We start from the raw sequence: 13,560 nt of genomic DNA, 5'->3' as shown, positions 1-13,560 counted from the left end.
AGCTTTCCCCCATGTTCCGTACGCTGCTCAAGTCCAAGATCCACCGTGTCGCGGTCACTGATTGCGAACTGCACTACGAAGGCTCCTGCGCCATCGACGAAGACCTGCTGGACGCCGCCGGCCTGACGGAGAACGAGCAGGTCCATATCTGGAACATCAACAACGGCGAGCGCTTCGTGACCTACGCGATCCGCGGCGAGCGTGGAAGCGGCATCATCTCGGTCAACGGCTCGGCCGCAAGGCGCGCCGCCGTGGGCGACCTGATCATCATCGCGGCCTTCGGACTGGTGCTGGAGGAGCAGGTGGCCACGCATCGGCCGAAGCTGGTGTTCGTCGACGACGCCAACCGCATCAAGGAAGAGCGCGCGCACGTCCCCGTGCAAGCAGCCTCGAGCGAGGCTGTCGCGGTCTGATGCCCCAGGCACCTGGCCGCTCTCAGTGCGACCGCGTACGCCAAATCGACAGCACGACCCACACGCTGTTCACGAATGCGAGCAGATAGCCAAACGAGCCAAGCACCGTGAAGATCGGGATGCCGAAGACTTGCGGACCGGAGGTGACCGTCATCACGATCGATGAGCCGATGACGACCGAGGCGGTCATGATGCCGATGGTGATGCGGTTGATCGTACGGTCGAGCTTGTGCACGAAGATGTCGAGCCGCTTCAGATCGAAATCCATTCGCAGGCGGCCGCGGCGCGCATCCTTGAGCAACCGCGCAAGGTCGCGCGGCATGGCTCGCATCAGATCGAGAAACTGGCCGATTCCCGCGCCACCACGGCGCCCCAATTCCGTCGGCGCGTAGCGCGCGGCGAGCGCGCGCTCGACATAGGGCTTCAGCCGGTCGGCGAGCACAAACTCCGGATCGTATTTTCGTCCGGAGCCTTCCAGTGTGATCAGCGCCTTGAACATCAGCGTGAGGTCGGGTGGCAGCACGATGCCGTGCGTTCGCAGCATCGCCGTGATTCGACCGATCAATTCGCCGATGCGCATGTCCTTGACTGGCAGATCGCCGTAATCGGCCACGAGTTCGTCGACGTCGGCGGCGAGCCCTTCTTCATCGACCGCCTCTGCACCGGCCCAGTCGAGCAGCACGTCGACCATCGGCTCGCTGTCGCGGCGCGTGATCCCGGCCAGCAAATCCATGATCTGATTGCGGCGCCCAAGCGACAGCCTGCCGGTCATTCCGAAGTCGATCATCGCGATGCGATTGCCCGGCAGGTAGATCACGTTGCCGGGGTGCGGGTCGGCCTGGAAGAAGCCATCCTCGAGAATCATCTTGAGCACGTTGTCAACGCCGCGCTCCGCGAGCAACTTGAGATCGAGTCCGGCACGCTCCACCGCGGCCAAGTCCTCGCCGCTGATGCCGTCGATGTGCTCCTGCACGTTCATCACTTCGCTGGTCCACTGCGGGAAGACGTGCGGGATGAGGACGTGTGGCTCGCCCCGGAAGTTGCGTTCAAAGCGCTCGATGTTGTGCGCCTCGGTGGCGAGATCCAGCTCGCGCATTGTCGAGCGGCGAAACTCTTCGACGACGTGCACCGGCTGATAGCGGCGCATGTCGGGTACTTCCTTTTCGACGAACTGCGCGAGACGCGACAGAAGCCGCAGGTCGGCCTCTACCTTGGCTTCGATGCCAGGGCGGCGGACCTTCAACACGACCGCGCGGCCGTCGTGCAATCGCGCACGATGTACTTGCGCGATAGAGGCGGCCCCCGTCGGTTCCTCTTCGAGATCGACGAAGGCTTCCGCGTGCGGCATGCCGAGCGACCGCTCGATCACCGGCAGGATCTGTTCGAACGGCACCGGCGCCGCGTTACTGCGCAGGCGCGCGAGTTCCGTTGTCCACTTCGGTGGAAGCAGGTCCTCGCGCAGCGAGAGCATCTGCCCCAGCTTGATGAAGGTGGGGCCGAGCTCTTCGAGAGCGAGACGCAGACGCTGTTGCGGTTCGAGCTGCGCACTGTGCGTCACTTGGCCCCAATGGAGTATTTCGCCAGCGCGCTCCAGGAGCGAGGCGACGCCGAGCCGCCGCACGAGATCGCCGAGTCCGTGGCGGATGAATACCAGGCTGATCTCGTGGAGGCGCGGCAGGTCACGCACCGCACTGGCCTCGCGCACGACCTACTTCGCTTTCTTGATTTCTGACTGCTGGCGCAGCGCGTCTGCGAATCCGGCAAGCAGCCCGCTGGTGAGCATCGTCATGTGGGCGCCGTATTGGCGCACGGAGTCGATCCCTGGCGCCGAACCCGCGCGATACGAGCCGATGCGATTGGCGAATTCGCTCATCACCTGCGCGAAGCGCACGCTGGCATCTGCGCCGACACGCTGCGCATGCAGCGAGAGATCGACGAGTTCACGGCGCAGGTTGCCGGTGGTGGCATCGGCAATCCGGTCGGCGACCGCGACGTAGTCCTGCTGCAGTATCTGCAGGGCCGCGAACGCATTCTTCAGATCGTTGTCGGAAAACTCCTTGCCGCGCGCCACCAGCGCCTGCAGTGCCGCGTGGGTCGCCAGCGATGAAGCGTGCAGCGCCTCATCAAGGCCGCGGATCGCCTCCGAGAAGGCCTCGCGTGCCTGCGCGCCCTCGAGCGGCGGCTTCGACACGCCGCCGCTCATGGTCCGCACGACTTCCTTGACGCCCTCGGTGTCGAGGCGACCGCCCGCCAGCATCTGCGCGGTCAGTTCGCGCACCCGCTCGCGGATCGCCTGTTCTTCGGCCTGCGCTTCAGCCGGCGCGGAGGCAGCGTTCCCCGCCGGCGCTGTGGGATCGGTCATTTCGCGCCCTCCTGTGAAACGATGGGGAGGAGAGGATAGACCAATTCGCGCCTTCACGGCCGCCACCAGCGGCTCGATCGACGAAGGCGGGAAAGGCGAGACACTACTGACGTTGATCTCGCAGAGCACGAAGCGTTCGGGTTGATCGGCAGTCGACTCGCCGAGCATGAAGTCGCAGTCCCACAGCATCGGCAGCTGCGCGCGCGTCAACCCGAGGCGTTGTTGCAGTTGCGCGATCCATTGCGTTTCCAGTTGGCGCTTCAGCGTCTGGAATCGCGGCAGATCGGCGCCGTGGTAGACACGTGGCCCGGGCGTGGGTGCCGCTTCGCCCAAGCGTGCCGGGTACAGGGCATTGATCGCCTGGTGGCCGAAGCCGGTCACGCGGTCCTCGACCAAATAGGCGCGCACCATGCCGTCGACCAGACGCGGTTGCCAAGCCTGGTCGATCATGTGGCCGCCATCAGCAGGTTCGAAATACGGCGCCATGCGCTGGAGCAATGTCGGCAGGTCGATGTGCTCCTCCTCGCTGCCGCGTTGCGCATGCCGCACGCGCAGCAGCGGCGAGTCTTCGATGCGCTCGACCCGCCACACGCCGATCCCGCCATGCCCCCGATATTGCTTGAGCACGCGCGCTCCGTGGCACAGGCGATCGGGCAGGCCGGCTGCGAGCTCGTCGAGGCTGTCGACGTGGACCGCATCGCTGCCGAAGGACAGGTCGCGTGTTTCGACCAGCACGTCCTTGGTCCCGAGGCGCAGGATGGTGTCCGGATGCGTGCTGACGAAGACGCCGACGTGCGCGGCTTCACGCAAGACGGCGTCGAGCCGGTCACGGCGGCGGCCGGCCTCTACCGGGTTGCACCAGACGAGCACGGCGTCGACGCCTCGCAACTGCACGGCGACCTCATCGGCGAAGTCATCGTGGTAGACGGCGGGTTCGGCGGCCACGTCGGCGGCTGCGAATGCGGTGAATAGCGGCGCAAAGCGGCTTTCGCCAGGGTCGCTTCGGTCGCGTGCCGCGCGGTCCCCCGGGTAGAGCAAGGCCACTGAAACGGGGCGTGCTGTGGTCATGGCGCGGGCTCGTCATTGTTCCGCTGGGCATAGTCCTCGCTGCGATCGAAAAGCTGACGGTAGGTCGTGGCCACCTCGGCGGAGCGTGGCTGAACAGCCATCAACCAGGCTGTGCCACCTTCGCGCAGGCATTCGAAGTTGTTGAACGGCACTTGCGCCACGGTACCTATCCTCTCAAACAAAGTGCGCGCAACCAGGCATCTACCTGACCGAAAGCATCCTGCTGCCACTGCTCGGGGCTGCGTTCACCGAGCACTTTCGTTTCCTCGACAAAGCGACGCACACAGGTCGGTCCGAAACCATCAACGGTGTCGAACTTGCCAGCAATGAATCCGTAGCCTGCCGCGCCACTGTCATGATTGAGCAAAGGCCGGCATTCCTCGGCCAACGCCTCCGGCCCTCCGGGGTAGTTCCGGACGCAGTAGTAGATGTCATAGGCGTCTTTCTGCTTGTAGCGCCCCTCGATCGCATGCCCCTTCATAGCCAGAAGGGCCGGTATCGAACTAACCGCGATCTCGACGCGGTTCGTACCACCGGCGGGCATCGAGCCGGTGATCGCCACCAGTTGATAGAAGCGAAGGGCCAGATCAGCGCCGTCCGCTCTTTGCACCGCGAAGTCGCTGATCAGCGGCGGCACGTTCTTGGCGATCTCGGCATTGCGAGGCATCAAGAAGTCGACAACGATGTCGATCGGAGCACCGCCATCTTCGGTCGCGATCTGGCGAACGAGCTGAAAACGCCGAAGGTCATGACGCTGCTGGTAGCCGTGCCTCTGCAGAGCCTCGACCAGCGTGGCGTATTCGCCGTCACCCAAGGCCTCGGAATCCAGACCGAGATCCACATCGAGCGTGCCGACGTGCGGCATGTCCTCATTGCCAAGCAGCAGCCACGGTACGGCACCGCCGACGATGGCGAACTTGCCCTTGAAACTTCCGAGGATCTGGCCGATTTCGATCAGCACCGTTTTGACGGCCGCCGTGGTGCGGTCGTCGTAGTCGGCGGCGGACTGTGGCTCGCCTGGGGTCATTTCTGCCATTTCAACCTTTCTTGTCGTAGATAGTCGGCCGCCTCTCGCCCCCGCTCCCCGGCCGCGGCGAGATCCAGGTACGTCTGGACAGGGCTGGTGCAGATCACGCCAGGTGCTGGCTCCACCGTGTCGCGGAATACGCCGAGATCCTTGAGCAAGGTCACCGTCACGTTCTCGCCTTTCGAGGCGGAAGAAAGCTTCAGGCCCGACCGTAGCTGGTCAAGACCAGCATCGTCCGCATAGAAGTACTGCGTACCGGTGCGGCCATACGGCGCAAGCCAGTGCGCCGCCGAGAAGGATGCCATTGCCAAAAGTCCCGTTTCACGCTCCGCGCTCATCACTCGCCGCGCAGCCTCCTCGAACCAACTGCCGTGCAACGTCGTGTAGAAACTCATATGCCGGCCAACTGGCGGCTCGTAGGCGTCGCGCCATTCATCGAGAAGCGCGTCGGGCTCGGACAGGTACAGGCCCTCGCCGGACACTTGCGCCCACTCGCGATCCAACAAGCCAACGCGCACATTGCTTACATGGCCCAGGCTGACCTCGGCGGCCTCTGCAAGTTCGGTGACGCGCCATGCTCGCTGCGGATCCCGAAGCATCACGCGCAACACCTGGGCGGACTTCGGCTTAAAAAGCGACCTGAGTTCACGCCGCTCCGCCGCAGGCTTGCTCGCAACCTGGCGCTCGATGAAAACACTGCCGAAGGCCAACCTCGCGTTGCCTTCCAGGTCGAGGTAGCCCACCTCGTGCTCGCGGCACAGCGCCTGGGCTTCAGGCGACAGGTAGGGAGCGATGAAGACGGGCGCGGCATCCTTAGCTTGATCCGCGACGAACTCCCGTAGCTGCAGAAGCGCCAGCCGGACGTGGCGCGGCTGGCCACTGGACTTCACTTCGCAGACCAACGCCTGTCGCCTGCCATACACCTCGAGGTGCGCCACGATATCGACCCCGTGATCGGGGGACAGCGCCTCGTGCTCGATGTCCAGAAGCTTGATCGCGGGCACCTGCTCCAGGAGCAGGCGAAGAGCACTCGCTGCCTGGCGTTCCAAGTCTTTCATCAAATCAGCGGCTTTCAACATTCGTTGAAATTACCATTTTCGATGAAATCGTCAAGAGTATTTCACCAACGGTGCATATTTCAGCATTTGCTGAAATATGTCAAACTGGTGAAATACATCGATTTTAGGGACCGAGGGCAGTGCCGCCTCATCGATGTTCTGGACAGGCCCGCTGAGGTGCAGACAACCCAGTGCGGTCCAGCCTGGCTCCAACAATTGCCGTGATCTGGTGCCACGGCCATGCGTCATCGGCTCATACGCTGCGTACATCGCACAACGCATGAACCGAAACCCGCACGGAGACACACGCATGACCACCCTGCACGCCACCCCGCCCGACGCGCGATTCCTGCGAGCGTTCGCAGACGCCTGGAACGCACACGACATCGACGCACTGATGTCCTTCATGACCGACACCTGCGAGTTCCATGCCGTCGGCGGCCCCGAACTCCTCGGCCGCAGTTTCATCGGCCGCCAGGCCGTGCGGGAAGGCTTCGAACTCGCCTGGAAGAACTTCCCCGATGCCGCCTGGCTCGACGGCGACCATTTCGTCTGCGGCGACCGAGGCGTGTCGGAATCCACCTTCCGCGGTACCAAGGCGGATGGCTCGCGCATCGAGGCGCGCATGGTCGATGTCTTCACTTTCCGCGATGGCCGCATCGCCGTGAAGAACGCCTATCGCAAGGATCGCCCGGCCGTACCGGCCGTGTGATCGCTGGAGTCCATCATGGAAATGAGCGCCCGGCACCTCTCGCCTCTCACCCCCTACGACCCGCAGTACGACCCGCTGGTGGCATCGAACCCGGGCCGGGGACGCAACTACGCGCCGACCTACTGGGTCGGCACGGCCGGCACGCCGCCGCCGGACGATGGCCCCATCCTGGGCGACACTGACGCCGACGTGGTCATCGTCGGCTCGGGATTCACCGGCCTCGCCACTGCCCTCTTCCTGGCGCGCGAGCACGGTATTCGCGCAACGGTGCTGGAAGCCAACCAGAGCATCTGGGGCTGCACCAGCCGCAACGGCGGCCAGGGCCAGAACGCCAGCGGGCGGTTGTACCGCTCGCAATGGATCGAGCGCTGGGGCAAGCCAACGGCGCTCGCGCTCGACGCGGAGATCCGCGAAGGCTTCGAGACCTTCAAGAGCCTGGTGGCCCAGGTGCCCTGCGACGCGCAGCCCGGCGGCCACTTCTACGTGGCGCACCGCGAACACAAGATGGAGTTCCTGCGCAACGAGGCCAAGGTGATGCGCGAGGTGTTCGGCTACGACACGCGCATGCTCAGCGCCGAGGAATTGCGCGCCAGCTACTTCAACGAAGCCGAGGCTTGCGGCGCCATGCTCGAACCCGATGGCGTCGGTGTGCATCCGCTCAAGCTCGCGCACGGCTACCTGCGCATGGCGCGTGCCCTGGGCGTCAAGGTGCATCCGGCCAGCCCGGTGATCGGCATGGAAACGCGCAACGGCGTTCATTATCTGAAGACGCCCGCCGGCACCGTGCGCTCCCGCGCCGTCGGCCTGGCCACGGGCGGCTACACGAGCAACGGCCTGCACAAGAGCCTGGACTCGAAGATCATGCCGATCCTGTCGAACTCGCTGGTGACGCGTCCGCTCACGCCCGAGGAACTGGAAGCGACCAACTTCCGCACCACGACCTTCATCACCGACACGCGCACGCTGCGCTTCTACTACCGCAAGCTGCCCGACAACCGTGTGCAGATCGGCAGCCGCAGCGCCATCACCGGTGCGGACGCGCCCGATCCCCGCCACATGCAGATGCTCGTGTCCGGCTTGCATCGCAAGTTCCCGGCCTTGAAGGGCATCGACATCGACTACTCCTGGTGGGGCTGGGTGGATGTGAGCCACGACATGATGCCGCGCGTGATGCAGCCCGATCCGAAGGAAAGCGTGTTCTACGCACTGGGCTACGGCGGAAACGGCGTGAGCTTTTCCGCCCACGCCGGCCGTCGAATGGCCGAGCGCATCGCAGGCAAAAAGAGCAAAGTATTCGAGTTGCCGATCTACAACTCGCCGCTGCCCTATCCCAATGTGCTCAACCTGGTCGAGTCGCGCGCCTTTGCACCGTTTCGCCGGCTTGGCCAGCGCGCGCTCTACCACTGGTACCACGCCCGCGACGAGCGGCTGTAGCAGGAGACATTCATGCAAGCGCACAAGGATTCGAAGTCTTCCTCGGGGCTGCAGTGCAGCCTCAAGCAAAGACACATGACGATGATCGCCCTGGGTGGCGTCATCGGAGCCGGCCTGTTCGTCGGCAGTTCCGTGGTCATCCGGTCGGCTGGCCCGGCCGCCATCCTCTCGTTCCTGATCACCGGCGGACTCGTCGTGCTGGTCATGCGGATGCTGGGCGAAATGGCGGTCGCCATGCCGGCCGTCGGCTCGTTCTACGAGTACGCGCGGCTCGCCTTTTCCGACCGGCCGTCGGGCGGCGCGCTGGCGGGCTTTCTCACCGGGTGGATGTACTGGTATTTCTGGGTGATCGTGGTGGCAGTGGAGACCGTGGCCGGCGCCAAGCTGCTCTCCTTCTGGCTGCCAGACGTGCCGCAGTGGATGCTGGGGCTGGGCCTGATCGTCCTGCTCACGATGACCAACCTGGCCTCTGTGAAGTCCTACGGCGAGTTCGAATTCTGGTTCGCCTCGATCAAGGTCGCGGCCATCATCGTGTTTCTCTTCCTGGGTACGCTCTTCGTGCTGGGGATGTGGCCCACGCATGTGACAGGCACCGTGTCGCCCGGCCTCTTCAACTTCACGGCGCACGGCGGCTTTGCGCCCAACGGCATCGTGCCGATCCTCACCGGCGCAGTGGCCGCCACCGGCTTCTACTTCGGCGCGGAGATCGTGACGATCGCGGCCGCCGAAGCGGCTGAGCCCGAGAAGGCCGTCGCCAAGGCCACCCATTCGGTGATCACCCGCGTGCTGGTCTTCTACGTCGGCTCGATCCTGCTGGTGGTCGCCATCGTGCCGTGGAACTCGCCTGCGATGGCGACGCCGTATGTCAGCGCACTGGCCGCCATGGGCATCCCCGGCGCAGCAACGGTGATGAACGCCATCGTGCTCACGGCCGTGCTCTCGGCGCTGAACTGCGGCCTCTATGCCTCGTCGCGCATGCTGTTCGCACTGACCAAGCGCGGCGATGCGCCCAAGGCCTTGACCAAGCTGAGCGGCAACGGCGTGCCGGTGCGCGCCATCCTGGTGGGCACGGTGTTCGGCTACGCCTCCGTCGTCATGTCGTATGTGTCGCCCGACCGCGTCTTCCAGTTCCTGGTCGACTCCTACGGCACCGTGGCCATCTTCGTCTACCTGCTGATTGCCGTCTCGCAATTGCGCCTGCGTGCCAGGCTGGAGCGCGAGAGCCCGGAGCGCCTGCGTGTGCGGATGTGGTGCTACCCCTATCTGACCTGGGTCGCCATCGTCGGCATGGTCGGCATCGTGGTGGCGATGGCCTTCATTCCCGAGCAGCGCCAGCCCTTGCTGCTGGGTGTCGCCAGCCTGGGCGTGCTCCTTGTCGCCTTCGGCGTGCGAGCCGTGTTCTGCCGCCGCCCCACGGCGGCCGTGCCGATCGTCCCGGCGCTCGAGCGCTGAAACGCCCGGGGCCGACCCCGGCCTTGGCTCCATCGAAGGTTGCGCCCTGGCTCCACAGCGCCAGGGGAGGCCTCCCTAGCATCCAAGAACCAACCCGCGCTTCCCTTTCCTGGCGCGTCAGGCGCCGCTTTTCCCCAACCGACCCCGAGACCCATTGGAGACTTCAACATGACCAAGCAAGCACCCCGTGTCGACATCCGCAACGTTGCTGTCGGCCCCCAGAAAATGACGCCCTCCGAGGCCTTCGTCGAGACGATGGTCGCCAACGGCGTGACCGACATGTTCGGCATCATGGGCTCGGCCTTCATGGACGCGATGGACATCTTCGCGCCAGCCGGCATCCGCCTGATTCCCGTCGTGCACGAGCAGGGCGCCGGCCACATGGCCGACGGCTATGCCCGCGTCAGCGGCCGTCACGGCATGGTCATCGGCCAGAACGGCCCCGGCATCAGCAATTGCGTGACAGCTATTGCGGCGGCCTACTGGGCGCACAGCCCGGTCGTGATCGTCACGCCCGAAACCGGCACCATGGGCATGGGCCTTGGCGGCTTCCAGGAATGCAACCAGCTGCCGATGTTCCAGGAGTTCACCAAGTATCAGGGCCACGTGACGCACCCGGCGCGCATGGCCGAATACACCGGTCGCTGCTTCGACCGCGCCATGTCCGAGATGGGCCCGACGCAACTCAACATTCCGCGCGACTACTTCTACGGCGAGATCACCGCCGAGATCCCGAAGCCCCAGCGCCTGGACCGCGGCCCCGGCGGCGAGAAGACCTTGAATGAAGCGGCCGAGCTGCTGGCCACCGCGAAGTTCCCCGTCATCATTTCCGGTGGCGGCGTGGTGATGGCCGATGCCGTCGAAGAGTGCAAGGCCCTGGCCGAGCGCCTGGGCGCGCCGGTGGTCAACAGCTACCTGCACAACGACTCCTTCCCCGCGAGCCATCCGCTGTGGTGCGGCCCGCTGGGCTACCAGGGCTCCAAGGCTGCGATGAAGCTCATCGCGCAGGCTGACGTGGTGGTGGCGCTCGGATCGCGCCTGGGCCCCTTCGGCACGCTACCGCAGCACGGCATGGACTACTGGCCCAAGACCGCGAAAATCATCCAGATCGACGCGGACAACAAGATGCTCGGGCTGGTCAAGAAGATCTCCGTGGGCATCTGCGGCGACGCCAAGGCCGCGGCCATTGCGCTGACCGAGCGGCTCGCGGACAAGACCCTGGCCTGCGACGCCACCAAGGCCCAACGCGCCGACAGGATCGCCAGCGAAAAGGCCGCGTGGGAAAAGGAACTCGACGCGTGGACCCATGAGAAGGACGCCTTCAGCCTCGACATGATCGAGGAACAGAAGAAGGAAAAGACGCCCTTCGGCGGCAACTACCTGCACCCGCGCCAGGTGCTGCGCGAGCTGGAGAAGGCCATGCCCAAGGATGTGATGGTGTCCACCGACATCGGCAACATCAACTCGGTGGCCAACAGCTACCTGCGTTTCGAAAAGCCGCGCAGCTTCTTCGCCGCCATGAGCTTCGGCAACTGCGGATACGCCTTCCCGACCATCATCGGCGCCAAGGTGGCCGCGCCGCATCGGCCAGCGGTGTCCTATGCCGGTGACGGCGCCTGGGGCATGAGCCTGATGGAAACCATGACCTGCGTGCGCCACAACATCCCGGTGACGGCCGTCGTGTTCCACAACCGCCAGTGGGGCGCGGAGAAGAAGAACCAGGTCGACTTCTACAACCGCCGCTTCGTGGCGGGCGAGCTCGAGAACCAGAGCTTCGCGGAAATTGCCCGGGCCATGGGCGCCGAGGGCATCACCGTCGACAAGCTGGAAGACGTGGGCCCGGCGCTCAAGAAGGCCATCGACATGCAGATGAACGAAGGCAAGACCTGCATCGTCGAGATCATGTGCACGCGCGAACTGGGCGACCCATTCCGTCGCGATGCCCTGGCCAAGCCGGCGCGCCTGCTCGAGAAGTACAAGGACTACGTCTGACGCCGCAGGCACGCCCCAACGAAGCCCAAGATGTTCAATTCCTTCCTTCTGGACAGCGCAGCCGAGCCATTGGCCACATCGGCCACCGCGCCTGCCCATCCGCATCTTGCGGCGCTCGTCGCGCAGGCACGTGAACGCGGCCCCATCGCGGTGGCGGTGGCCTACCCCTGCGACGTGGCGTCGATCGAAGCGGCGCATGCTGCCGCGCAGGCCGGGCTGATCGAACCTTTGCTGGTGGGCCCGCGCACCCGCATCGAGGCCGCCGCCGCCAAGGCCGGTGTTTCGATCGCCGGCTACGCGCTGCAGGACACCTCCGACGATCCGAACGCGGCCGCCACTCAGGCCGCGCACCTGTGCCGCGACGGCCGTGCGGCGGCGCTCATGAAGGGCGCTCTGCACACCGACGAACTCCTCGGCGCGGCCGTCAGCCGCGATGCGGGGTTGCGCTCCGGCCGCCGTGCAAGCCATGTGTTCGTGATGGATGTGCCCGGCCTTGTGCGCCCGCTCCTCATGACGGACTGCGTGGTCAACATCGCGCCCGCGCTGATGGACAAGCGCGACATCGCCCAGAACGCCATCGACCTCGCCGTCGCGCTCGGCATCGAGGTGCCGCGCGTGGCGATCCTGTCGGCCGTCGAGACCGTGAACCCCGCCATCCCGGGCACCATCGACGCGGCGGCGCTTTGCAAGATGGCCGATCGCGGCCAGATCCGTGGTGGCCTGGTCGACGGGCCCCTCGCGTTCGACAACGCGATTTCGCTGGAGTCGGCGCGCAACAAGGGCATCGCGTCGCAGGTGGCCGGCCGGCCCGACGTGCTGCTGGTGCCAAGCCTCGAGGCCGGCAACATGATCTACAAGGAACTCGTCTACCTGGCCGGGGCCGAATGCGCGGGCCTGGTGCTGGGCATGCGCGTTCCCATCATTCTCACCAGCCGCTCGGATTCCGTGGCCAGCCGCGTCGCCTCGTGCGCGCTGGCGGTGTTGACGAGCCGTGAGTCGGCGCCCAGTCGGCTGGCCTCGATGGAGCAAGCCGCATGACCATCCATCCGGGGAACCCGCCATGACCGAACCGAGCGCCGCCCGACCCGACCGAATGATCTCCGTGCGCGAGGTGTTCGGCATCGACACCGATCTGCGCGTGCCGGCCTTTGCCGAGGGCGAAGATCACGTGCCCGAGATCGACCGCGCCTACCGCTTCAACCCCGACGTCACGCTGGCGCTGCTTGCCGGCTTTTCGCGCGACCGGCGCGTGATGGTGCAGGGGTTGCATGGCACGGGCAAGTCCAGCCACATCGAGCAGGTGGCGGCGCGCCTGAACTGGCCGTGCGTGCGCGTCAACCTCGACGGTCATGTGAGCCGGCTGGACCTGGTCGGCAAGGACGCGGTCGTGCTGCGCGACGGACAGCAAGTCACCGAGTTCCAGGAAGGCATCGTGCCATGGGCCTTGCAGCGCCCGGTGGCGCTCATCTTCGACGAGTACGACGCGGGCCGGCCCGAAGTGATGTTCGTCATCCAGCGTATCCTGGAGCGCGACGGAAAGCTGACGCTGATGGACCAGAACCGCGTCATCAGTCCGCATCCGGGCTTTCGGCTCTTTGCCACGGCCAACACGGTGGGGCTGGGCAACCTGAGTGGCCTCTATCACGGCGCGCAACGACTCAACCACGCGCAGATCGATCGCTGGAACATCGTCGCGACGCTGAACTACCTGCCGCGCGCCGAAGAGATCGCCATCGTCCAAGCGCGCGTGCCGAAGTTTGCCGACGCCACCGGCCGCAAGCTCATCGATTCGATGGTGGCCGTGGCCGATCTCACGCGCAAGGGATTTGCCGCGGGCGACCTCTCGACGCTGATGTCGCCGCGCACCGTCATCACGTGGGCGGAAAACATCGAGATCTTCCGCGACCCGGCGCTGGCGTTCCGGCTGTCCTTCGTCAACAAGTGCGATGAGGCAGAGCGTGCCATCGTGGCCGAGTATTTCCAGCGCTGCTTCGATGGCGAGCTTGACGAGTCGCACCAGCTTGCGAGTCAGGCGGGATGAT

Annotated in this window: 12 protein-coding genes; 7 read left to right on the top strand and 5 right to left on the bottom strand. The window is 65.3% G+C overall.

Annotated features, from left to right (window positions below):
- Window positions 1-11: 11 nt before the first annotated feature.
- A complete protein-coding gene (panD, locus tag AC1DN9_RS00790) occupies window positions 12-413 on the top strand; it encodes an aspartate 1-decarboxylase (protein WP_478096348.1) in 402 nt (133 codons plus the stop codon).
- 22 nt (window positions 414-435) lie between these two features.
- Here panD and AC1DN9_RS00785 read toward each other — a convergent pair whose 3' ends face one another.
- The 5 genes from AC1DN9_RS00785 to AC1DN9_RS00765 are packed head-to-tail and all read right to left on the bottom strand — an operon-like array spanning window position 436 to window position 5,949.
- Window positions 436-2,118 carry an ABC1 kinase family protein gene (locus AC1DN9_RS00785; protein WP_478096347.1) on the bottom strand — a complete coding sequence of 561 codons (1,683 nt, stop codon included), beginning with the start codon at window positions 2,116-2,118 and terminating at the stop codon, window positions 436-438.
- A 3-nt stretch (window positions 2,119-2,121) separates the two neighbouring features.
- Window positions 2,122-3,843 (bottom strand): Cj0069 family protein, encoded by a 1,722-nt coding sequence (locus tag AC1DN9_RS00780; RefSeq protein ID WP_478096345.1) that lies wholly within the window; start codon window positions 3,841-3,843, stop codon window positions 2,122-2,124.
- Window positions 3,840-4,004: a hypothetical protein gene (locus AC1DN9_RS00775; protein WP_478096343.1), complete on the bottom strand. Its 165-nt coding sequence runs from the start codon at window positions 4,002-4,004 to the stop codon at window positions 3,840-3,842. The genes AC1DN9_RS00780 and AC1DN9_RS00775 overlap by 4 nt, the downstream gene beginning before the upstream one ends.
- Before the next feature lie 5 nt (window positions 4,005-4,009).
- Complete coding sequence (locus AC1DN9_RS00770; RefSeq protein ID WP_478096341.1) at window positions 4,010-4,879, bottom strand: hypothetical protein; 870 nt, start codon at window positions 4,877-4,879, stop codon at window positions 4,010-4,012.
- Complete coding sequence (locus tag AC1DN9_RS00765) at window positions 4,867-5,949, bottom strand: type IV toxin-antitoxin system AbiEi family antitoxin (protein WP_478096339.1); 1,083 nt, start codon at window positions 5,947-5,949, stop codon at window positions 4,867-4,869. The genes AC1DN9_RS00770 and AC1DN9_RS00765 overlap by 13 nt, the downstream gene beginning before the upstream one ends.
- Before the next feature lie 289 nt (window positions 5,950-6,238).
- Here AC1DN9_RS00765 and AC1DN9_RS00760 point away from each other — a divergent pair, with 289 nt between their 5' ends.
- The 6 genes from AC1DN9_RS00760 to AC1DN9_RS00735 all read left to right on the top strand — a co-directional run bounded on the left by AC1DN9_RS00760 (window position 6,239) and on the right by AC1DN9_RS00735 (window position 13,559).
- Window positions 6,239-6,640, top strand: a complete 402-nt coding sequence (locus AC1DN9_RS00760) for a nuclear transport factor 2 family protein (protein WP_478096337.1) — start codon at window positions 6,239-6,241, stop codon at window positions 6,638-6,640.
- A gap of 15 nt (window positions 6,641-6,655) precedes the next feature.
- Window positions 6,656-8,074 carry an NAD(P)/FAD-dependent oxidoreductase gene (locus tag AC1DN9_RS00755; protein ID WP_478096335.1) on the top strand — a complete coding sequence of 473 codons (1,419 nt, stop codon included), beginning with the start codon at window positions 6,656-6,658 and terminating at the stop codon, window positions 8,072-8,074.
- A gap of 12 nt (window positions 8,075-8,086) precedes the next feature.
- Window positions 8,087-9,526 (top strand): amino acid permease, encoded by a 1,440-nt coding sequence (locus AC1DN9_RS00750; protein ID WP_478096333.1) that lies wholly within the window; start codon window positions 8,087-8,089, stop codon window positions 9,524-9,526.
- A gap of 168 nt (window positions 9,527-9,694) precedes the next feature.
- The gene (xsc, locus tag AC1DN9_RS00745; RefSeq protein ID WP_478096331.1) at window positions 9,695-11,518 is read left to right on the top strand and encodes a sulfoacetaldehyde acetyltransferase; all 1,824 of its coding nucleotides are present in this window, start codon (window positions 9,695-9,697) and stop codon (window positions 11,516-11,518) included.
- Between the two features lie 30 nt (window positions 11,519-11,548).
- Complete coding sequence (locus AC1DN9_RS00740) at window positions 11,549-12,556, top strand: bifunctional enoyl-CoA hydratase/phosphate acetyltransferase (RefSeq protein ID WP_478096329.1); 1,008 nt, start codon at window positions 11,549-11,551, stop codon at window positions 12,554-12,556.
- A gap of 22 nt (window positions 12,557-12,578) precedes the next feature.
- Window positions 12,579-13,559 (top strand): AAA family ATPase, encoded by a 981-nt coding sequence (locus AC1DN9_RS00735; protein WP_478096327.1) that lies wholly within the window; start codon window positions 12,579-12,581, stop codon window positions 13,557-13,559.
- Window position 13,560: the final 1 nt, after the last annotated feature.

The organism is Variovorax sp. 05L425 (assembly GCF_056397705.1).
Note: the sequence above shows the minus strand (reverse complement) of the source record. Positions and strands in the feature narration are given on the sequence as shown.